Source organism: Propionispora hippei DSM 15287 (assembly GCF_900141835.1).
Taxonomy (GTDB): Bacteria; Bacillota; Negativicutes; order Propionisporales; family Propionisporaceae; genus Propionispora; species Propionispora hippei.
The window spans coordinates 159,637-181,310 of record NZ_FQZD01000005.1 but is presented as its reverse complement, the minus strand read 5'-3'; the positions used below and the strand labels follow the sequence as shown (position 1 = coordinate 181,310).

The 21,674-nt window shown below is 51.2% G+C and carries 14 protein-coding genes; 3 read left to right on the top strand and 11 right to left on the bottom strand.

All coding sequences use genetic code 11. The features are described 5' to 3' along the window. Positions 1-27: 27 nt before the first annotated feature. The 10 genes from pdxR to F3H20_RS02720 all read right to left on the bottom strand — a co-directional run bounded on the left by pdxR (position 28) and on the right by F3H20_RS02720 (position 14,628). Positions 28-1,593 carry a MocR-like pyridoxine biosynthesis transcription factor PdxR gene (gene pdxR / locus F3H20_RS02765; protein ID WP_149733443.1) on the bottom strand — a complete coding sequence of 522 codons (1,566 nt, stop codon included), beginning with the start codon at positions 1,591-1,593 and terminating at the stop codon, positions 28-30. A gap of 141 nt (positions 1,594-1,734) precedes the next feature. Continuing rightward, a complete protein-coding gene (locus F3H20_RS02760; RefSeq protein ID WP_149733442.1) occupies positions 1,735-3,699 on the bottom strand; it encodes a methyl-accepting chemotaxis protein in 1,965 nt (654 codons plus the stop codon). A 211-nt stretch (positions 3,700-3,910) separates the two neighbouring features. Further along, the gene (locus F3H20_RS02755) at positions 3,911-4,825 is read right to left on the bottom strand and encodes a DUF4380 domain-containing protein (RefSeq protein ID WP_223191577.1); all 915 of its coding nucleotides are present in this window, start codon (positions 4,823-4,825) and stop codon (positions 3,911-3,913) included. 15 nt (positions 4,826-4,840) lie between these two features. Continuing rightward, a complete protein-coding gene (gene yjfF / locus F3H20_RS02750; protein ID WP_149733441.1) occupies positions 4,841-5,833 on the bottom strand; it encodes a galactofuranose ABC transporter, permease protein YjfF in 993 nt (330 codons plus the stop codon). After that, positions 5,808-6,887 carry an ABC transporter permease gene (locus F3H20_RS02745; protein WP_149733440.1) on the bottom strand — a complete coding sequence of 360 codons (1,080 nt, stop codon included), beginning with the start codon at positions 6,885-6,887 and terminating at the stop codon, positions 5,808-5,810. Before F3H20_RS02745 ends, yjfF begins: the two co-directional genes overlap by 26 nt. Next, positions 6,880-8,394, bottom strand: coding sequence for a sugar ABC transporter ATP-binding protein (locus tag F3H20_RS02740; RefSeq protein ID WP_149733439.1), 1,515 nt, complete (start codon positions 8,392-8,394; stop codon positions 6,880-6,882). Before F3H20_RS02740 ends, F3H20_RS02745 begins: the two co-directional genes overlap by 8 nt. Before the next feature lie 101 nt (positions 8,395-8,495). Further along, positions 8,496-9,473, bottom strand: coding sequence for an ABC transporter substrate-binding protein (locus F3H20_RS02735; RefSeq protein ID WP_149733438.1), 978 nt, complete (start codon positions 9,471-9,473; stop codon positions 8,496-8,498). Between the two features lie 240 nt (positions 9,474-9,713). Next, entirely contained in the window at positions 9,714-11,600 is a 1,887-nt protein-coding gene (locus F3H20_RS02730; protein ID WP_223191576.1) for a substrate-binding domain-containing protein, read from the bottom strand. Continuing rightward, positions 11,597-12,808 (bottom strand): response regulator transcription factor, encoded by a 1,212-nt coding sequence (locus tag F3H20_RS02725; protein ID WP_149733437.1) that lies wholly within the window; start codon positions 12,806-12,808, stop codon positions 11,597-11,599. The genes F3H20_RS02730 and F3H20_RS02725 overlap by 4 nt, the downstream gene beginning before the upstream one ends. Then, positions 12,793-14,628 (bottom strand): cache domain-containing sensor histidine kinase, encoded by a 1,836-nt coding sequence (locus F3H20_RS02720; protein ID WP_149733436.1) that lies wholly within the window; start codon positions 14,626-14,628, stop codon positions 12,793-12,795. The genes F3H20_RS02725 and F3H20_RS02720 overlap by 16 nt, the downstream gene beginning before the upstream one ends. A 242-nt stretch (positions 14,629-14,870) precedes the next feature. On the opposite strand from F3H20_RS02720, the gene zwf reads away from it, so the two are divergent. From zwf to gnd, 3 genes are read left to right on the top strand one after another with little or no spacing between them, the layout of a single operon-like run. Next, positions 14,871-16,382, top strand: coding sequence for a glucose-6-phosphate dehydrogenase (zwf, locus tag F3H20_RS02715; RefSeq protein WP_149733435.1), 1,512 nt, complete (start codon positions 14,871-14,873; stop codon positions 16,380-16,382). A 6-nt stretch (positions 16,383-16,388) separates the two neighbouring features. Further along, a complete protein-coding gene (gene pgl, locus F3H20_RS02710; RefSeq protein WP_149733434.1) occupies positions 16,389-17,120 on the top strand; it encodes a 6-phosphogluconolactonase in 732 nt (243 codons plus the stop codon). Positions 17,121-17,148: 28 nt separating this feature from the next. Next, the gene (gnd, locus tag F3H20_RS02705; protein ID WP_149733433.1) at positions 17,149-18,573 is read left to right on the top strand and encodes a decarboxylating NADP(+)-dependent phosphogluconate dehydrogenase; all 1,425 of its coding nucleotides are present in this window, start codon (positions 17,149-17,151) and stop codon (positions 18,571-18,573) included. Positions 18,574-18,636: 63 nt separating this feature from the next. Here gnd and F3H20_RS02700 read toward each other — a convergent pair whose 3' ends face one another. Beyond that, complete coding sequence (locus tag F3H20_RS02700; RefSeq protein ID WP_149733432.1) at positions 18,637-21,561, bottom strand: insulinase family protein; 2,925 nt, start codon at positions 21,559-21,561, stop codon at positions 18,637-18,639. Positions 21,562-21,674 lie beyond the last annotated feature (113 nt).

Genomic DNA, 21,674 nt, shown 5'->3' with positions numbered 1-21,674 from the left:
TACTATGGCTAAAATTCGCGGTTGCCCTTATACAATGGGCCTCATGTAACTGCCCATATCCCACTCCGGTTCCTCTGCAAGCTGCACACTTTCCTGTACCGCCTGCATGAGCTGCTTAATTCCTTTTTGTATTTCCTCCGGCTGAGCAAAGGTATAGTTTAGACGGGCAAAGCTTTCCCCCTGTGTCCCGTCAGGATAGCAGACCTCGCCGGGCAGAAAAATAACACCCCGCCGGGCCGCGTTGGCCACCAGCTTATGGCGGCTTACCTGTTTCGGCAGGCGGCACCAAATATAGTAGCCACCAGCCGGCTTTTCCCAACTGACACCGGGGACCCGGTATTTTTCCAGTGCCGCCAGCATGCAATCCCGTTTAGCTGCATATTCTTTCCGCAGCAATAGCAGGTGCTTCTCATAAAGGCCGGTACGAATATACTGATCCAATAACAATTGGCTGGGAGTATTCACATGAAGATCGGTTAATTGTTTTAGATGGGCAAACTTGCTGATAATAGCCGGTGCAGCAACCACCCAGCCAACCCGCAGACCCAAAAACAATACCTTGGAAAAAGTACTCAGATAGATGACATAACCATACCGGTCCAATGCTTTTAAAGGTGGCAGCGAAACTCCCTCAAAGGGTAACTCTCCATAGGGATCGTCTTCTACCACAGGTACCTGATATTGATAGGCCAAGGTTAATAATTGACTGCGCCGGGCCATGGTCATCGTAACGCCGGAAGGATTCTGGAAAGTAGGCAGCGTGTAGATAAACTTGGGTTTATGGCGAATCAGCAGGGCTTCCAGCATGTCGGTACGAAGCCCTTCTTTGTCAATCGGCACTCCGATCACCCTGGCCCCGGCGGAACGAAAAATCTGAATCGCCCCAAAAAAGCTGGGTTCTTCAACGACTACTGTATCCCCTGGATTGATAAATATCCTCGCAACAAAATCAAGGCCTTGCTGAGAACCGGAAAGAATACCGATTTCTCTTGAGGAAACCGTCATCTGGCGCCTGGCCAGTAATTGACAAATGCTTTCCCGCAGCGCCGGATTCCCCTCTACCGGACTATGGGAATACAGCATGCATTTGGCGGTCTTAAAAAGCTCCCCCTGCAATGCCTCCAACTGTTCCATAGGGAATAAAGTCGGGTCGGGAAACCCGCCGGCAAAGGAAAGCACCTTATCACAATTAGTTAACGACATAATATCACTGATGAGGTGTTCGCTATTGGTCGTAATATTTTCATTAAAAAATTGATACCAGGAAAGCTCCCGTACCGGTCTCTCCCTTGGCATTGACGGCTTAAATACCTGCGGGACAACAACTGTTCCCTTGCCTACATGCGATACAATTAAACCATCGGCCTTAAGCTCCTGGTATGCTTTCATCACCGTACTGCGGTTCACACCCAAAGTCTGCGCCAGATTTCGCTCCGGCGGCAATAGAAAGTCCTCCGGCAGCACTTCGGCAATAATCATATCCCGTATTTGATTTTTAATTTGCAAATAAATCGGCGTCTCGGCCTGACGGTTGATCCGGATACGCATCTTATCACCCTTTATACAACTGGATTGGTACCCTCCAATTACCATTGTAACAGCTCGCACCTTCTTTTAAACCACCAATTACAAGATTTTACTACCAGCCAATTCTCCGGACAAAAACACACTCTACTGCGCCGAATAATGCCGAACAATAGAGTGTGTAATCGCTGCTTGCTGCAAGAGCAGCTTTTAAATTTTAAACTGGCTGACCGCCTTTCGCAGTTCATCGGCTAATTTGGCCAACTCCTGACTGGAAGAGGCAATTTCCTCCACCGATGCCGATTGCTCTTCCGTTGCCGCCGATATATTCTGCGCCTGATCGGTAAGCTCCCTACCGACCTGATCCACCTCCCGGGCGGCACTGGCAGCCTGCTCTCCATCCTGGGCCGCAGTGATCAGGCCATCGGCCACCTGATTGATGATACCGGCCACCGCCTTTACATGACCCTCAATCGCATTAAAAGCGTCTCCCGCGGTCTGCACTACCTCTGTCCCTTTTTTGACCTCCGCCGTACCGCTGGCCATAGCAGCCACCGCCTGCCCGGTTTTCACCTGAATATCGCCAATCAATCCGGAAATCTGTTTAGCCGCTTCCTGGGACTGCTCAGCAAGCTTACGCACTTCTTCAGCCACAACGGCGAAGCCCCGTCCCTGCTCACCAGCCCGCGCCGCTTCAATCGCGGCATTTAAAGCCAGTAAATTAGTCTGGCCCGCAATACCTGCTATCGTTTCCACAATCATCCCAATCTCCTGGGAACTTGTCCCCAATTCGGCAACCACTCTGGCCGAATCCTCCACCGTTTGCTGAATATGATCCATCTGACTGGAAGCATTCTCCACAGCCTTACTGCCCGCAGCCGTAGCTGTCACGGCTTCTCCGGCTGCCTGCGCCGCTTCCCGGGTAGCCTGCTCCCCTTGCTGCGAACCGGCGGCAATATTTTCGATTAACCCCACCACCTGCGACAGTCCGGTCGTTTGGCGCTCAATCCCTTCGCTGGTCGAGGTAACCGATGCCGCCACCTGATTAGCTGCCTGCGCCGACTGATCGGCACTGGCCGTCAATTGTTCGGCGGAAGATGCGACCTTTACTGTAGTATCGGCTACATGGCGCATAATCGTTCGCAGCTTTTGCGTCATATCGGCAAAGCTTTGGGCCAGTTGCCCCACTTCATCGCTTGATGAAATTTGCAGGGATGCCACGGTCAAATCCCCGTCGGCAATCTGTGCGGCCTGAGTAACCAAAGCCCCCAGCGGCCGCAGAGTTACCAGCAGATAACGCCAGCCAACGGCGCTAACCAGCAGAATGCCCACCAGCAGTCCGGCCAGCATCCACTGCAGGCTGGTATAAAAACCATTGTTGATTTCACCTACCGGCAGCGTGGTAATGATAAACCATGGCGTTTTCTCTATAGGGGTAAATATGGCCATCGAATCCCGCCCGGCTAAATCCTTATAGTTGATTAATTTTCCTGTATTAGCCTTTAACCGCTCCAACAGCTCGGCGGCAATCTGCTGCTTTACCCGGTCTTTATTGCTATGGGCAAGAATAGTACCATCCTGTGCCACAACAGCCACCACACCACTTTCTCCCACCTTAACCACCGACAGAAAATGCTGCAGCGTCTCCAGATCAAGAGCCTGTAAAATCATCCCCTGCAACTGACCGGCAGCACTTTTTACCGGCTGCGTTATAATAATGGACGACGCTCCATTTACCCGGTTGGTAATAATATCACTGATATGTGCTTTTTGATCAGCTATTGTATCTTTAAAAAATTGGCGGTCAGCCAGACTGTCACCAACGACCTTGGCATCATAAGGAGCTATGGCCAGCCGGTTGCCTGCCGCGTCAAGATAATTTAACCGGTCTATTCCCCAGGAAGCATTCTGCAACGCCACCAATTTAGTCTGAATACGTGCTGCGTCTCCTGACCGCAAATCATTGTCTTCACTGTATTTTTTGCCGCTTTCCTCAAACGAAGTAAACAAATCGGAAACCTGTCCCGCCAGCTGCACCGACTGGTTGTGCATCGTAAGCTCCGTACTGCCCATCATCTGGCGATACAAAACATACATGCCCGAACCGGCTATGATAATGCCAACCAGGACAAGCGAAATTACCAGCAAAATCACCGTTTTCGTTTTTATTGACATAATACCCCTCCTCGTCTGCTATTTGAGCGGCAGATAGCTTGAATTATCCGACTATCCGACACTATTTCTCATAACATATTTACATATTACATTTATTTTCCATCCTTTGTCAATCCATTACATCTTGTAAGCCATTTATCCCTTTTCTTTTGTCTCTTATACGGAAAGTCAGCCCGGCCATATGCCGGGCTGACTTTCCGTATAGGAGAATCTATGGATAGGAGGAGATAGCTTTGATAAGTTCACAGATACCTGCTTCATCCCCAGGTACCTCATCCGTGACAAACAGTTCCCAAACCTCCCGGTGTTCTATTGTTTCATCTGGGTTAAGCAGGGTCAGCGGCGACAGCGTCTCCATTTCCAGCATAAGTTCATTGGTATAGGTTTCGTAGGAAACGCCAAAGTCAGGATACTCCGCACCCGGTTGATGATCATAGCGCTTGATAAACACATGCCCCTTGTTGATATAGGCGGCCCAGCCGGCTTGATTATCAATACCGAATTTAAACGGTGCCGCAGCCGCCTCGTCCTGTTGTACGGTAATGTAACGGTCACCCCAGTGTACCCGGGGATCTGTCATTTTGGTATACGGCCAGAGAGCGATCAGCCGATTGCCCAGCAAGCCTGTATCCCGGTCCGGCTGAGGAATGATTTCCAGTCCGCCGGGAGCCATCACTGTTAATCCCCACACCGCCAATTTTACCGGCCAGGCATTTTTATTGGTCAGCCGGTTAATGACCGTAACCTGCTTCGCTCCAGTCAGCTTTATTTCCATTTCTTTTTGTATTTGCACCCAAGGCTCCACGGGCTGGGTCAAAATCACACCGTCTTCCAGCACACGGTAGGCCAATGGGCTGTTATCGGCGATATATGTCCGCGGCATATGCTCCGGGCTGTGCCATAACCGATGCCCGCCTCTTGGCTGCCAATACTGCCCGTCATAGCTCCTTACCGCGCCATCCTGCTCGCAAAACTCGTTATGCTGCCCGCTAAAGCCAAACCGGATAACTCGTGGCCCGCAATCCAGCGTAACGACAAAATCAACGGTCCCATTATCTACCTGAAGGCATCTGCCAATCTGACCATACTCTATTTCTCTTATGGAAACCGGCTGCTTTTCCATCATAATTCCTCCCGCCAATTATTCATTGCTCACAAGATTCTTTTTTGCTTCCTTACGAATAATGACAATCCGTTGCAACACGATAAAAATAAACAACAGGCAAGCAACCGCAATCTTGGTCCACCAGGAACTGAGCGTCCCCTCAAACATAATCAATGTCTGGATGATTCCCTGAATTAATACCCCAAATAGGGTCCCGCTTAAAAAACCCACACCACCGGTAAGCGGTGTCCCGCCAATGACTGCCGAGGCAATAGCATCCATCTCCAGACCCACACAATGCAAGCCATAACCGCTCAGCATATAGAAGCTGAATACCACACCGGCCAGAGCCGAGCAAAAACCGTTCAGCGTATAGACCAGAATTTTGGTTTTTGCTACCGGCAAGCCCATCAGCAGGGCGGAATGCTCACCACCGCCGATAGCATACACCGTCCGGCCGAACTTAGTGAAATTCGCCAAATATAAGGCAGCCAGCAAGGTGACCAAAGCGATGACCACACTTAACGAAATGAATGTATCAAAGGGCAGAGGAATGCGGTACTGGGACATCAGTTGATAAAAGGGATCGCTAATCGTAATTGTTTCGGTGCTGATGATATAACACAGGCCGCGCGCAAAAAACATACCGGCCAGCGTTACAATAAACGGCTGGATGCGAAAGAAGTGAATGATGCTGCCCATGGTAACACCGAACAGCGCTCCCATGGCTAGCATCAGCGGAATGACGAGCCACGGGCTAACCTGCCTGATTTCCACCAGATAGGCCGACAGCATGCAGACAAGAGCAATGACGGCGCCTACCGAAATATCGATGCCGCCGCTGATCAGCACGAAGGTCATACCGATAGCGGTGATAATCAGAAAAGAATTATCGATGAATAAGTTAAGAAATACCTGCAGCGAGAAAAAGCCCCGATAGGTCACCGAACCGGCCGTAAACAACAAAATAAACAGCAACGTTGTGATCAGGGGAGTTATGTATTTATTGTTTAAGTGCAGCTTTTTCATGCACAACCCCTCCTGTCTTATTCAATTTTCCAAATACGATGGTTTGAAATGCTTCCGATTGTATGAGGCAGATGATAATAACAACCAGGGATTTCACCACCAGTGTAACCTCCGGCGGAACACCGATCGCATAAATGGTCGTCGTAATACTTTGAATGACCAGTGCGCCGATTACACTGCCCCAAATCGAAAACCGGCCGCCATTCAGCGAATTACCCCCTAAGGCTACGGCCAAAATCGCATCCATTTCAATAAATAATCCGGCATTATTGCTGTCGGCGCATTTCACGTTGGAACTGATGATCATACCGGCGATGCCGGCGCATAAGCCGCAGAACACGTACACGGCGAAAATGATATTTTTTACCTGCAGCCCGGAAAACCGGCTGGCAGTTGGATTAATCCCCACAGCGGCAATAAACAGACCCAGGGCGGTTTTGCGAACCGCATACATGGCCAAACCCAGTACGGCGGCCACGATCCAGATCGAAAAGGGCAACCCCAGCAAGTAACCGCCGCCGATATAGTGAAATGGCTTATAATAAATAGTAATAATTTGTCCTTCGGTTAACAACTGCGCCATCCCCCGGCCGGCTACCAGCAAAATCAAGGTTGCCACTATGGGCTGGATGCCAAGTCTGGCCACCATCAGACCGTTCCAGGCTCCCAGCAGCAATGCCGTCAACAGGGTGAGACCGATAGCCAGCGGAAAAGGTACCAAGGTCACATATTGCTGTACACCGTCGACAAACACCAGTTTCCCGCCGATTAAGGTGGCGGCAACCGCCCCGGCGATGGCAATCACCGACCCAACCGATATATCAATACCCTTGGTGGCAATGACCAGCGTCATCCCAATGGCTAGCAGCATGAGTGGTGCCGCCCGGTTAAGAATATCGATCAGGCTGCCAAATAAATGGCCGTCCTTGATTTCGAGCTTTAGAAAACCGGGTGTGAAGAAAAAGTTAAAAAGGAGCACAAACCCCAGGGCAACCAGCGGCCAAAAAAGCTGAGATTTTGAGACCTTCCCATACAATGTATTTATTTTATCCATATGATTGCACCCCTGCTATGGTCTGCATGACCATGCTTTCCGTCAGTTCATCGCCGGCCAGTTCCGCAATTTTCAACCGGTCCCGGAAGACCGCCATACGGTGGCAGCAGCGCAGCATTTCATCCAACTCGGAAGAAATAAACAAGACCGCCATTCCCTCACCGGCCAGCTTGACAATCAGCTTTTGAATTTCCGTCTTGGTACCGACATCAATACCACGGGTAGGCTCATCCAGAATTAACAGCCGCGGTTCGGTTAACAGCCAGCGAGCCAGCAGTACCTTCTGCTGATTGCCACCGCTTAAGTTTTTGATCAATTGCTGACTACCCGGTGTGCTGATATTTAGCAATTTTATATATTTATCGACTATCTGCTCCTGCTGCTGGCGGGTAATATATCGGTGCCAGCCCCGTTTGGCCTGGAGGGCAAGAATCATATTTTCTCTCACTGTCAAGGCATCAATGATACCCTCCTGCTTGCGGTCTTCCGGGCAAAAGCCAAACCCGTACTGTACGGCATCCCTTGACGATGCCAGCGTGACAGGCATGTTATCGATGTATAATTCACCACTGTCCGCCCGGTCAATGCCAAACAGCACCCGGGCAGTTTCCGTGCGGCCGGACCCCAACAATCCGGCCAGCCCCAATACCTCACCGCTGTGGACATCCAGATCGAAGGGATGAATTTTCCCTTTACAACCCCGTTGCCGGACCTTGACAAAAGCATCCTCCCTCGCCACGTTTGCCGCCTTCGGCGCTACCTGCCCCAGGGTGTCAAATTCTTTGCCAATCATTTTGGCTACCAACTGCACCCGTGACAACGCTTCCGTTTCAAATTCCCCCACCAGTTGACCATTGCGCAGTACAGTGATCCGGTCGGTAATTTCATATACCTGATCTAAAAAATGAGTAACAAAAATAATGCCCATACCAGTCTTTTTTAAATTGCGCATCACTTCAAACAGCTTTGCAACCTCCTGAGCGTCCAGACTCGAGGTAGGTTCATCCAGAATCAGAACCTGCGCCGAAATGTCAAGCGCCCGGGCAATGGCAACCATCTGCTGAATAGCCACCGAATAGCGGTCAAGCGTCTGGGTGACATCAATGGAAAGGTTCAGTTTTGCCAGCAGTAATTCCGCCCGTTCCCTGACTGTATCCCAGTCAATCCGACCGAATTTCATCGGCTCCCGGCCGATAAATATGTTTTCCGCCACCGATAGGTTGGGGCAGAGATTGACTTCCTGATAGACCGTACTTATGCCCAATTGCTGGGCATGCAGCGGATTGCGGGCCAGTATGAGGGAACCGCCAAGCATAATCTCGCCGGCATCCAGGCTTTCCACACCGGTCAGCACTTTAATCAAGGTTGATTTGCCGGCACCGTTTTCCCCCATCAGCGCATGGATTTCACCGGCATTCAGCGTAAAGTCAACGCCGGCCAGCGCTTTTACGCCGGGGAAGGTCTTGCCTATGCCACGCATGGTTAATAAGGGCTTTGCCTCATGCATACATAATGTCTCCTTAATAAAAAATCACTCCTCCGGGAAACTGCCGTTCCGGCAGTCTCCCGATATTTCCGTATGCGCGGAACCGGAGTGATCTTTACCTATTAATATTTGCGGGTCGGCAGTACTTCTTTTGCCGTATCAGCCCGGAAGATACCCTCTTCGGTTTTTATCCAGCGTTCTACTTTTTCGCCGGCAGCCAGTTTTTTCGCTGCGTCAAACAGTTGCGGTCCCAGCAGCGGGTTGCATTCCACCGTTACATTGGCTTTTCCTGCCGCCATGGCTTCAAAGATGCCTTTGACGCCGTCGATCGAAACTACTTTAATGTCCACGCCCGGTTTCAGGCCGTATTCTTCAATAGCCTGAATGGCGCCAATGGCCATGTCGTCATTATGAGCATATACGGCCTGAATGTTCTTGCCGTCAGATTTGAGGAAGGCTTCCATGACTTCTTTGCCTTTGGCCCGGGTAAAATCGCCGGACTGGGATTTAATAATCTTCATGTCCGGGAAGGCTTGCAATCCTTCTTCAAAGCCTTTTTTCCGGTCATTGGCAGCCGAAGCGCCGACCGTTCCCTGCAGTTCCACAATATTACCCTTATTATTCAGAAGTTTGGCCATTTCCGCTGCAGCATTTTTACCTTCCTGAATAAAGTCGGAACCAATAAAGGTTGTATAGAGAGATTCATCTACTTTGGCGCCGCGGTCCACTAAAATAATTGGAATTTTGGCATCCTTTGCTTCCTTGAACACTGTTTCCCAGCCTGACTCTACCACCGGTGCCAGGGCGATGACATCAACCTTCTGAGCAATAAACGAACGGATCGCCTTTATCTGATTTTCCTGCTTTTGCTGTGCATCGGAAAATTTCAGATCGACCCCCAGCTTTTCTGCCGTTTCTTTGATCGAATTGGTTTCTGCCGTCCGCCATTCGCTTTCCGCCCCGATTTGGGCAAAGCCGACCACCAGTTTTTTGTCCTTAGCCGGCTGATTGGTCGCACTTGGTTGTGAACCACAGGCAGCCAGACTTAGCCCCAGCAGCACCATGCTGACCAAGGCCGCTCCTTTTTTCCAGGTAAACATACGATATAACCCCTCCCTTGTGACTTGTCTTGCTTTTATTATAGAAAAGAGAGGGATTACTGTATTTAGAATAATCAGTCATTTTGTATGCTTTTTTGCACAAACTAACCGCCCTACGGCTCTATAGATCCCTGCCAACCTGCGTGGCTTCACCGGATAAAAAGAAAAACTCTGGAACAGGTCGCTGTTCCAGAGTCTGCAATAAAACAAAGAAATACGTTGTAACGCAGAGCCTTCACTTTAATAACGGCGGCTGCTGTACTCCTGAGCCGCCAGTTCGGCTGGGAACACCTCCTCGGAAGTAATAATCCGGATGGGCAGTTGCCGCCCGGCCATATGCCATTTTACCGCCTGCATAAGCTGCGGCCCTAACAGCGGCGTACATTCAACCGCACAGTTCAGTTTTCCCTCCAGCATGGCCTTAAAGGCGGCTCTGGTAGCGTCGATCGACACAACCAGAATATCCCGGCCCGGCTTTAAACCAAATTCTTCAATCGCCTGAATAGCGCCTAAGGCCATATCGTCATTATGAGCATACACCACCTGGATATCACCGCCATAGATTGCCAAAGCCGCCTGCATAGCCTCTTTTCCCTGCACCTCGGTAAAATCACCGCTTGCCGAATAAAGCACCTTAAAGGCCGGATGATCCTTACTAATCTCGTCAAAGCCTTTCTTCCGGTCAATGGCCGGTGCCGACCCGATCGTACCCTCCAACTCCACAATATTTACCGTCGGCCAGCCCTTAGTCTTTGCCGCCAGCCAACGGGCCGCCCGCCTGCCCTCTTCCACAAAATCACCGCCGATAAACGTGGTGTATAGCGAAGGTTCCACCCCTTCCACCGCCCGGTCCGATAAGATGACAGGAATGCCAGCCGCCTTAGCCTCTTTTAAGATGCCTTCCCAACCGGTGGCAACCACCGGAGCAAAGGCAATCACGTCCACTTTCTGTTCAATGAACGAACGGATGGTTTCTATTTGTTTTTCCTGGCGCTGATCAGCCTCGACAAACAGCAGTTCAATCCCTTCATCCTTGGCCGCCTGTTTTATCGATTCCGAATTGGCAATACGCCAGCCGCTCTCGGCGCCTACCTGGGAAAATCCGACCACAATCCTGCCGCCGGTCCGGCTTGCGTTTCCTTGCCGGCCTTCCCGGGCCTGCAGATATTCCGGTATCGTCTCCCGGGTCATCTTGTTGCTGCGCAGAATAATCTTCTTGGGAATGCCCCGTTCATGATTTAAAATAGCAATGGCGTATTGCACGGCTTCCCGGCCACCGGTAGGACAGGTAAACGTTCCTTCCAAAATCCCCTCCTCCACCAGCTTTAACCCACCGGTCGGCCCGGCAAAGCCGTCAATGCCAACCACCTTGACATCCTTTCGTCCCAGCTTCCGGGTTGCCCGGTAGGCTCCTAACGCCATATAGTCGTTTTGAGCGAAAATCACGTCAATCCGGGGATAACGGGGAATCAACTCAGCCAGCTTATCTTCGGCCTTATCTCGCTGCCAGTCGGCAATAATGGTGCCCAGAATATTGATGTGTCCTGTACTGCCAACCACTTCCCGGAAGCCCTCACTCCGGTCCCGTACCGGCGGTGAACCGGACAGTCCCTGAATCTCAATGACGTTGCCGCCTTGCTTTTGCAGCAACTCAGCGACCAACTTGCCTGCATCCCGTCCGATCAGAACATTATCGGGCCCGATGTACAGGGTATAGTCATATCCCTCCACCGCCCGGTCCAATACAATAACCGGGATTTTTTTATAGGCTTCGGCTACAATCGGTGTCAGCGCCGCCGAATCATTGGGCGATATGATCAGTAAGTCGATCCCCTGGGCTAACAGCTCCTCCACATCCTTAATTTGTTTGTTGCTGCTTTGCACCGCATCGGTAAAGATCAGGCGCAAATCTTTATGGTTTGCAGCTTCATCCTTGATTTCCTCATTCATCAGAATCCGCCAGGGCTCAATCAGGTTTGCCTGCGACACGCCAATCAGATATTTTACTTTATCCCCGCCCGCCGCCTGGTCCGACCCATCCCGGCAGCCGGCCGGCAATAAGGAAAGCAGCAGAATCACAAGCACAGCAATCGCTGTTATCCTGTTATTTTTCCCATGCCTGTTCACGCATGAATCCCTCTTTTCCGGTATTCCGCCGGTGACGCCCCCAGCACCTTTTTAAAGGCCGTGCTAAAATAATGCTGATTGGAATATCCCACCAGTTCTGCTACTTCATACAGCTTGACCGCCGGATCGTTCATCAGTTGAATGGCCTTTTGCACCCTTACACCGGTCAGATAATCAATAAAGGATATGCCGGTCTCCTGCTTTAGCAACCGGCTTAAATAGGCCGGACTGATCTGGACGGCTTTGGCCACATCCTGAAGCGACAAATCTTCTTTATAATAATAGGTGTCGATAAACTTTTGAGAAAGCAGCACCACCGGCGTGCAATTGAGCCGTTTGTTCAGTTCGGCCGTAAGCCGTTGGTATACGGCAGCAACACTGTCCCCCCAATCGGCCAGCGGTTGCTGACAAACAACGACCAGTTGATTTAAACTCCTTTCCAGCGTTTGCTGCACCTGTTCGCTCCACTGATACCACTCGGCCAGTCCCGTCAGCGGACAGATCGCCACTATCGCATCGCGGCCATCGCGGAAAATCATTTTGTCCCTGTCAGCCGGCCACAAATCCATTAAGACATTCTGAACGGCAAACAGCAGCATCTCCTTATCCCAGGCGCGCGGCAATGCTTCTCGCTGGCAGGCTCCCACCACCTTCAGCAGCAACATGCCCGCCTGCTCCGGCAGCGTGATTTCCAGAAAATCCAGTTGCTCAGCCAATTGACCGGACGGCAGTTTACCTTGCACCCAGTCATTATAAAACCGTTCCCGGAGCACTGGCAGGTTCTTCTGGGTTTCCCGGCTGGCCCAATTCAGATACTTATGCTGCGACCTTGACCGGCTGGCTTCCTGCCCGGCCTGCTCCAAAACAGCAATCAGCTGGTCCTTGGCAACCGGTTTCAGCAAATAGTCGAATACCCGAAGCTTCAAGGCCTGCTGAGCGTAAGAAAATTCATCATGGCCGGTAATGACAATCACTACACAATCGGCCGTCACGGCTTTCAACCGTTCGATAAATTGCAGACCGTTCACAAAAGGCATGCAGATATCGACCAGAACAATATCCGGTCGAAGGAGCCGGGCCTGCTCCAGGGCCATTTCGCCGTCCTCGGCCTCACCAGCCACCTCCAGCCCCAGTCCCGGCCAGTCTACCAGGTTTCTAAGCCCCCGGCGAATTTTAGGCTCATCATCGGCGATTAAGACTTTCCACATACACTCACCTCATCTAACAGCGGATGCCATACTTCCACCTGCGTTCCCTCACCGTACACGCTATAGTAACGCAGTCCGTACTCCGGTCCGAATGACAGGCGGATGCGTTCGTTTACATTGTAAATGCCAAAACCCAGCCCGCTGGACTCCCGTTCTCCCCCGGACAACATTTCATTGATTTCCTGCATCTTCGCCGGGGAAAGTCCCATTCCGTTATCGGCAATAGTAAACAAGAGCCGGCCGTTGGCCATTTGGGCCTCCAGCCTAATCAGGCCGCCGCCCCGGCGGGAATTGATACCATGATAGATAGCGTTTTCCACCAGAGGTTGCAAAATCAGCTTCAGCACCTTATGCTGTAAAACGGCTTCGTCGTACACGAGCTCATACTCCAGTTTGTCCTCATAACGGGCCTTTTGGATAATCAAATAACTTCTGATATGTTCCAGTTCTTCCTGTACCGGAATCATTTCCTTTCCTTTGCTGAGACCGATACGGAACAAATTGGCCAGAGCGCCCACAATGCTGACAATATCCTGGGCATTATGCCCCTGGGCCATCCACTGAATCGTATCTAACGTATTATATAAAAAGTGCGGTTTAATTTGCGCCTGCAGCGTTTTCAGTTCGGCTTCCCGCTTACGCTTTTGCTCCACATAGACCATGTCAATCAAATTACTGATCTCACTGATCATATTATTAAAGCTTCTGCCCAATTGACCGATTTCATCATTGTACTTACTGTTAAACCGCACGCTTAGGTCGCCCTCCTCGGCGCTTTTCATCAGACTACGCAGTTTGCCAAGCGGTTTCACGATGGACGACGTAAAGAAAAGTGCCGTAATGACAGCAAAAATAAGCGTGATTCCGGCAATTAGAAGGGAATAATACCGGATATCGGTGACCTCCTGCAGCGTCTCATTCAGGGAAAACACGCCCACCGTCCGCCATTTGGTATACTCCGAATCCTTATACATAATTTGATATTCACTGTCCCGGATGGATTTTACGATGCTGCCTGCCGGATTGATTAGCCACTCGGGCTTGACCCGGTAAACGATAGGATTTACCGGCGCGTATACGATGCCGCCGTTGGCGTCCATGATATAAAGAAAACCGTTCTTTCCCAGGGTGACGGCTTCAATGACCTGCTTAAGAATAGACAGCTTCATATCAATCAGAATAACTCCCAGGCATTTACCGGTGGCCGGGTCCAAGACGGCCTTGGCGATAGATACCACATCATCGGCACTGTAGTTCAGCGTTGTCGTAATATTCCGGCCAATCGGCTTGCTGAATAGCTCAATCGTACGCGGCGAAGCAGCCGCCCGCTTGTACCAGATCTCTTCAGTCAGCGGATCGCGGGCAATGCGGTACATTTCATTGCTGATATAGGCATCCTGTTCATTGACAATCAAAATTCCCGCAATTTCGGGATGAACGCCGGTAAATGTTTCAATCACCCGGCTGACGGCCAGTTCCAGGGCAACATTATCCCCGCTTGACTTGCTCAGCAAAAACTGTTTCACCTTCGGTTCCTGGGACAAATAATGGATGATATTTTCCATATCGTGAATATAAAATTCCACGTTACGCGTTACCTGCCCGATCATCTGCTCGGTTTGGACATTGGTCTGCTCTTCGATTGACCGGCTGTATAAAAAATTGCCAAGAACACCCAGTGTAATGATTGGCAGTAAAATCAACGTCATAAAATAAAGCAGCAATTTGAACCGGATACTCTTGCCGCTGATAAAGCTATGGAGCCGCTCCACCGCCAGCACCCCGCCCTGCAATAATTTTTTAATATTCCCATAATTCATTATACACTACGCCTCAGTCTCTGGCATAGCCTTCCAGCTAAATTCCCTGGCAGCGTCGCCCGACGATAGGGAATAAAACACCAGCCAAACTATAAAATATAGGGGAGGAAAATTGTATTTTACCAGCTTTCATGTTACGATATTTTCATCCAGGAAAATATTTGCTGTGCCGTCCCACCTGTTTTTATCTTCCCGACAGACGACATTGGCCGTGAATCCATGAGGCAAAGGAGTTGAGCATTATGACCTACGGAATAAAACCGGACCCCGCCGTGATTGTCATCTTCGGGGCCTCCGGCGATCTTACCGCCCGTAAAGTGGTGCCGGCACTTTACAATTTGTATTTAGACGATTACCTGCCCGCTCAGTATTCTATCGTGGGCGTATCCCGCACCCCTTTCAGCGACGATGAGTTCCGGACCCATCTGCGTTCGGGCATCGAAAAGTTTTCCCGCCGCGGCACCCCTAAAGAAAAAGAGTGGTCTGCTTTCGCCGGCAATGTGCATTATCTGCAGGCCGAATACAACGATTCGTCCCTGTATCAAAAATTGCTGGAGCTTGATGAGACTAGCTGGAGCACGCCGCCTAATTTGATCTTTTATCTGGCCACACCGCCTAATTTATTCCCGGAAATTATCAGTCAGTTAGGCAACTTTGACCTGCTGCGCGGGGATTCCCGTTACCGCATCGTCATCGAAAAACCCTTCGGCCATGATCTAAAATCCGCCCAGAAACTGAATCAAGAGCTGACTCAGGTCTTTAGAGAACACCAGATCTATCGTATTGACCACTATCTGGGGAAAGAAACGGTACAAAATATCCTGGCGTTCCGGTTTGGCAACGCGGTCTGGGAACCGATCTGGAACCGTAATTTTATTGACCATATCCAAATTACCGTGGCGGAGCAAATCGGTATCGGCCGTCGCGGCGGTTATTACGAATCGGCCGGAGCCCTCAGGGACATGATGCAAAATCACCTTTTGCAGCTTTTATGCTTTATGGCCATGGAGCCGCCAACCTCCTTTGACGCCGATGAAATCCGCAACAAGAAGGTCGACGTGATGCACGCTATCCGTCTGATTTCCCGGGAAGAAGTGCCCCGCTTTGCCGTGCGGGGGCAGTATGGCGGTGGGCTGGTGGAAGGCGAGCCGGTCCCCTCCTACCGGGCGGAAACAGGTGTCCGCGCTTCGTCCAATACGGAAACCTTCGCTGCATTAAAGCTGTTCATCGATAACTGGCGCTGGCAGGGAGTCCCCTTTTACCTGCGGACAGGCAAACGGATGCCGGCCCGTGTCTCGGAAATTTCACTGCAGTTTAGACCGGTGCCGCACCATCCCTTTTCCCATCTTAACACTCAATTGTTCCAGCCGAACCGGCTGGTCATTCAAATAGAACCCAATGAAGGCATTGTGCTCCGGACACTGGCTAAAGAACCGGGACTGGGCATGAAGTTAAAACAGGTCGATATGCAGTACTGCTATCACGATGTGTTTAAAACGCCTTCACCCGATGCCTACGAAACCTTGCTGGTTGATATTCTGCGGGATGATCCCGGCCTGTTTATGCGGGCCGATCAGGTGGAGGCAGCCTGGCGGGTACTTGACCCTATTCTGGAAGTCTGGCGTTCTAACCAGGAATTGAATTTTCCCAACTACCAGCCCGGCCAATGGGGCCCGCCGGAGGCTGAGCACCTGATTGCCCAGGATCGCCGGACCTGGCTGCCGCCGGTCTGCGCCGAACTAAAGAGAGGATGATGCTGCTTGATCCGGATTTTTGACGACCCAACAAGTGTAGCGGTCGCCGCCGCCGGCCTGTTTGCTGAGGCAGCGGCCGCCGCTATGCAAAGCAAAGGCTCTTTCTACGCCGCTTTATCCGGCGGCTCTACGCCGCGGCGGTTATATGAAGAACTGGCCAAACAGCCCTGGCGCGACAAAATCGCCTGGGAGAAGGTATTTCTCTTTTGGGGTGATGAGCGCTATGTGGCGCCCACCGACCCGCTCAGCAATCAGAAAATGACCCGTGAAGCCCTGCTCAATCATGTGCCTATTCCGCCAGCCAATCTCTTTCCCATTCCCTTCGCCGCTTCTGCCGGCGAGTCGGCAAGTCTTTATGAGACCACGCTTCGCACCTTCTTTGGCGCTGAACCACGGTTTGACCTTATGCTGCTTGGCCTGGGAGCGGACGGACACACCGCTTCGCTCTTTCCCGGCACGGCTGCCCTGGCGGAAACCAATCGCTGGGTTTGTCCCTGCCGGCCGCAGGGAACAGGACCGGACAGAATCACGCTTACCTTTCCGGTCATCAATCGGTCTGCCGCCATTTTGTTTCTCGTTACAGGCCGGGACAAAGCGCCGGTCATTGAAGCAGTGCTCGATAAGAAAAATAACCAGGCCGCCTTACCCGTACAGCAAGTGCAGCCTGTGCAAGGCCAAATAACCTGGTTTCTCGACAAAATGGCTGCCGGCCATCTATCACCCGCAACTGGCAGCTAAACCTGATATAACCGAGGAGGACATGCTTATGCCAAAAACCCATCAAATCGGTCTGATCGGCCTGGCAGTTATGGGCCAGAACCTGGTATTAAACATGCTGGCTAAAGGCTTCTCCGTAGCCGTCTACAACCGGACATTCAGCAAGACAGAAGAGTTTATCGCCGGTCTGCCTCCAGTGACGGCACTGGCCGGAGCCCGTTCGATCGAAGAATTCGTCGAGCTGCTGGCCAAACCGCACAAAATCATGCTCATGGTCAAAGCCGGTCAGCCGGTGGATGCCATACTCAATGAATTGCTGCCCCATCTGGCGCCCGGTGACATCGTAATCGACGGCGGCAACTCCTTTTTCACCGATACGCAGCGCCGCAGCCGGCAGCTGGCCGACCGGGGCATTCACTTTATCGGCATGGGCGTATCGGGCGGCGAGGAAGGAGCTCTCCACGGTCCCAGCCTGATGCCGGGCGGTGAACGGTTCGCCTATGAAGCTATTGCGCCAATTTACACCCGCATCGCTGCCCAGGTGGCCGATGGTCCCTGTTGCGCCTATGTAGGTCCCGATGGCGCCGGTCATTATGTAAAAATGGTCCATAACGGCATTGAATACGGCGACATGCAGCTCATCAGCGAAGCCTACTACATCTTAAAAAAGGCGCTTCATCTGTCCGCCTCTGAACTGCATGAGGTATTCGCCCGCTGGAACCAGGGAGTCCTTAACTCCTATCTGATCGAAATCACCGGCGATATTTTTCTCCAGCAGGACGAAAGCACTGGCAAACCGCTGGTTGAAATCATCCAAGACAAGGCCGGTCAAAAAGGGACCGGCAAGTGGACCTCACAAAGTGCCCTGGATCTGGGTGTGCCGGTGCCGACCATCACGGAAGCCGTTTTTGCCCGCTGCATGTCGGCCTACAAGGAGGAGCGGGTTGCCGCCGCACCTCTGCTGGCAGGTCCGGAAAAACCCTATCAGGGCGACAATCAGGCGTTGATCGACGCCATACATGATGCGCTTTATGCCTCAAAAATCTGTTCCTACGCCCAGGGTTTTGCCCTGTTAAAAGCTGCCGGTGAAACTTACGGCTGGCAGTTGAATAGCGGCGACATCGCTCTGCTGTGGCGAGGCGGCTGCATTATCCGGGCCCAGTTTCTTGACCGCATCAAAGAAGCCTTTACCGATAATCCGGAGCTTGCCAACCTGCTGGTTGCTCCCTATTTCCGGGATGAACTGAGCCGCCTGCAGAAAAACTGGCGGCTGGTCGCAACTACCTGCAAAGAGCTGGGCATTCCCGTGCCGGCTATCAGTGCCTCGCTGGACTATTACGACAGTTACCGCCAGGCTGTACTGCCGGCCAACCTGCTCCAGGCCCAGCGGGATTATTTCGGCGCCCATACCTATGAACGGCTTGACCGTCCGGGAACTTTCCACACCCAATGGCAGAAAAGCGATCTGAAATAAATTTAGGACAAAGAAGAAGCCGGGAAACGTTGTTCGTTTTCCCGGCTTTACTCTTTATACCACCTACGGACGCACCTGCAAGGTCCGGTTGAAAATAGCCTCGTTGGCTTTTATCTTCTCTTCGCCGCCCAGCACACAAAGGTAGTTTTCTGCCATGGCCGCTTCGACCATTCCGGCTAATTGGCGGATATCCTGCTGCCGGGTGCCTAAAATTTCATCCCGCTCCTGCTGGCGGTCAGCCTGGCTGACCTTTCGGATATACAGCAGATCGGCCTGTTCCCCTTTTTGGGACACAGTCAGGGGAGTATCCAGACGGCTGATGGTGCCGATAATGTATTTAGTCATTTCCCGGTCGTCTACGGCAAACCCGTTAAGATAGTCGGCCGTCTCATCATAGACTGCCAGCGTTTCTTTCAGATTGGGGTCGCGATAGGAGCCAAACACCAGATTGCCGTTCCGTTCCAGTGTGGCAAAACCGCCATAGGCGCCACCCTGGACCCTTACCTTAGTCCACAGATAGTCATAACGTAAAATAGTCTCCAAAACCTTATAGCTTCCCTGGTAGGAATAGCCCAGGCGGCGGAAATTGGCGCCCTTGGCCACATATTGAACCTTACCGGCCGTCATAATTCCTTCGTTCCGTTTCTCCAAAGCAGCCTGATATGGCTGAGTTGGCAGCGCCGTCGCCGGCAGTTGGCCGCAGAAATCCTTAAAGACCGGTTGGAAAGCCGCATACTGCTCCTCGGTGGCCGTTACGCCGACCAGCAGGTTGTTTTTGTTATATACCTTTGCTGCTACAAATTCCAGTCCGGCCATAATTTCAGCCGCTTTGGCCGCAAAATTGGTATCCAGCTCGGTGATAAATTCGTAGAAGCTCAAGAGTCCGGCTTCATTATAGTGAGCGCCGGGCGAAACATAGGAAAGCACACGGGCGGCAACAATCTCCTGCCCCCGGCGGAACACATTATTGTCCCATTTGGCTTTGCTTTCCCGGATAACCTCCTGCAGACGTTTTCTATCGGAAAATACGCTCTTGCCGATAATCTGGTGAAATAAATCCATCATCTGCGGCAGCTTTTCCTGCAGGGCTTTACTCTTCACCATCAGTTTAGGCGAAAATTTATCGGCCTCCGTATTTTCCCCATAGGCTGCTGTACGGTAGGCAAAACCGCCGGTCCAGAGGTTTATTTCATTGGACAGCTCGCTGTAACCGTACTTTTCGGTATCCATTTTCCCCAAAACCTCAGTCAGCAAATAGACATACGGCAGATGGCTTTGCGGGACAGCCGTCAGGTCAAAATATAAATTGACATAGATAATCCCGTTTGTCGCCAAAGGATGGAACAGAACAGTCACACCATTTTCCGTTCGTTCCGCTACTGGTAGTTCTTCAACCTTCTTCTCAATATCGTCAATGGCCAAAAGCGGAATGCTAGCCAAGTCCTCCGGCGAATCGGGAGCCTGCTGCAACTCTCTCAACCGGGCCGTCTGCTGAATCAGCCGGTCAAGGTCCGCCTCCGACAGAGACGCCTTATAGGCGGCCAAATGTTCACGGACGGCCTGGTCCTTTTCCGCCGCCAGCCCTTGTCTGGGTTTTAGAACAACCAGCGCTTGATGCTTATTCCGCAGCAGATAGGTATCGATCAGATTCTCAAAATAGCCGGTGGTTAATGCCGCTTTGATCTTTGCCAATGGGTTGGTATATTCCAGATAAATCAATGGACTTTGGTCATACAGCCAGCTTTCCAGGCACTTGATATTATAAATAAGCCCTTTGGGGCGACTGCCAAAATTAGCTTCCCGGTAAGTAAATTCAAAGATATTAATTGCCGCTTCGATAAGCTTTTTGTCAATGCCTTCAGCCACCAGCCGCCGCAGTTCCGCCTCAACCGTCCTGACAAACAGCTCCTTCTGGTCTTCATTGGTTCCGCTGATGACAATACCCCAGGTCGGCTGCAGCAGGCCCCGGTCGAAGCTGCCGGACACATCGCTGCCGATACCGGCTTCTAATAGCGCCTGCTTCAAAGGCGCCGCCGGTGTTTCCAGCAACAGATAATTCAGCAGATCAAAAGCCAAAACCAGTTCGGGCTCCTGTGCATCGCCAACAACAAAATTCAGGCTGAAAAAAGTTTTATCCTGCGTGCTCTCGCTGGGCCCCACCGGATAATCGTAATCCTGCTCCACCCGGCGTCCAAAAGCGGGCTGCGCCGCAATGTCCGAGTCAACTGTAATCTTGTCAAAATGGCTTAAATAATCCTCATCCATAAACCGGAGCTGTTCCAAAATATCCATATCTCCGTACAAAAAGATATACGAATTGGACGGATGATAGTATTGGCGGTGAAAATTTAAAAACTGCTCCTGAGTAAGCTCGGGGATAAACTCCGGATCACCGCCCGATTCAAGACCGTAAGTGGTATCCGGGAACAGCGTCGCCATCACCTTATGCTCCAGCACGGCATCAGGCGAAGAAAAGACACCTTTCATTTCATTATAGACAACACCTTTGTATATGAGCTCGCTGTCTTTGCTTTCCAGTTCATAATGCCAGCCCTCTTGCATCAGCGTTTCCGGGCATTGATAAATATTGGGATAGAAAACAGCGTCCAGATAGACATCCATCAAATTGCGGAAATCCTTATCATTCCGGCTGGCTACCGGATACATGGTTTTATCTGGAAAGGTCATGGCATTCAAAAAAGTGTTTAACGAACCTTTCACCAATTCAACAAAGGGCTCCTTTAAAGGAAATTTCCGCGAACCGCATAACACTGAATGTTCAATGATATGGGCTACTCCTGTGCTGTCAGCCGGCGGAGTTCTAAAGGTTACTGAAAAAACTTTATTATCATCGCCGTTTGCCAATACCAGCAGCCGGGCCCCACTCTTTTCATGACAAAACAATTTGGCCTTCGATTGGATGTCCGCTACCGTTTGTTCTTCCTGAAGGCGAAATCCGTGATAGATTTGGCCAATTTTCCATTCCATAGCATTACCTCGCTTCCCCAATATACATTATACACGACAAAATTATATTTATATCAGTTTATAACCATATTAACAAAAACAGAATCACAACTGCAACTGCCTTTGTGATTCTG

What these genes read in the sequence shown, in the direction of transcription:
- F3H20_RS02740 (WP_149733439.1), bottom strand. Translation starts at nt 8,394, where the DNA reads ATGCATGAGGCAAAGCCCTTATTAACCATGCGTGGCATAGGCAAGACC.
- F3H20_RS02735 (WP_149733438.1), bottom strand. Translation starts at nt 9,473, where the DNA reads ATGTTTACCTGGAAAAAAGGAGCGGCCTTGGTCAGCATGGTGCTGCTG.
- zwf (WP_149733435.1), top strand. Translation starts at nt 14,871, where the DNA reads ATGACCTACGGAATAAAACCGGACCCCGCCGTGATTGTCATCTTCGGG.
- F3H20_RS02745 (WP_149733440.1), bottom strand. Translation starts at nt 6,887, where the DNA reads ATGGATAAAATAAATACATTGTATGGGAAGGTCTCAAAATCTCAGCTT.
- F3H20_RS02755 (WP_223191577.1), bottom strand. Translation starts at nt 4,825, where the DNA reads ATGATGGAAAAGCAGCCGGTTTCCATAAGAGAAATAGAGTATGGTCAG.
- yjfF (WP_149733441.1), bottom strand. Translation starts at nt 5,833, where the DNA reads ATGAAAAAGCTGCACTTAAACAATAAATACATAACTCCCCTGATCACA.
- F3H20_RS02760 (WP_149733442.1), bottom strand. Translation starts at nt 3,699, where the DNA reads ATGTCAATAAAAACGAAAACGGTGATTTTGCTGGTAATTTCGCTTGTC.
- F3H20_RS02720 (WP_149733436.1), bottom strand. Translation starts at nt 14,628, where the DNA reads ATGAATTATGGGAATATTAAAAAATTATTGCAGGGCGGGGTGCTGGCG.
- pdxR (WP_149733443.1), bottom strand. Translation starts at nt 1,593, where the DNA reads ATGGTAATTGGAGGGTACCAATCCAGTTGTATAAAGGGTGATAAGATG.
- F3H20_RS02700 (WP_149733432.1), bottom strand. Translation starts at nt 21,561, where the DNA reads ATGGAATGGAAAATTGGCCAAATCTATCACGGATTTCGCCTTCAGGAA.
- gnd (WP_149733433.1), top strand. Translation starts at nt 17,149, where the DNA reads ATGCCAAAAACCCATCAAATCGGTCTGATCGGCCTGGCAGTTATGGGC.
- F3H20_RS02725 (WP_149733437.1), bottom strand. Translation starts at nt 12,808, where the DNA reads ATGTGGAAAGTCTTAATCGCCGATGATGAGCCTAAAATTCGCCGGGGG.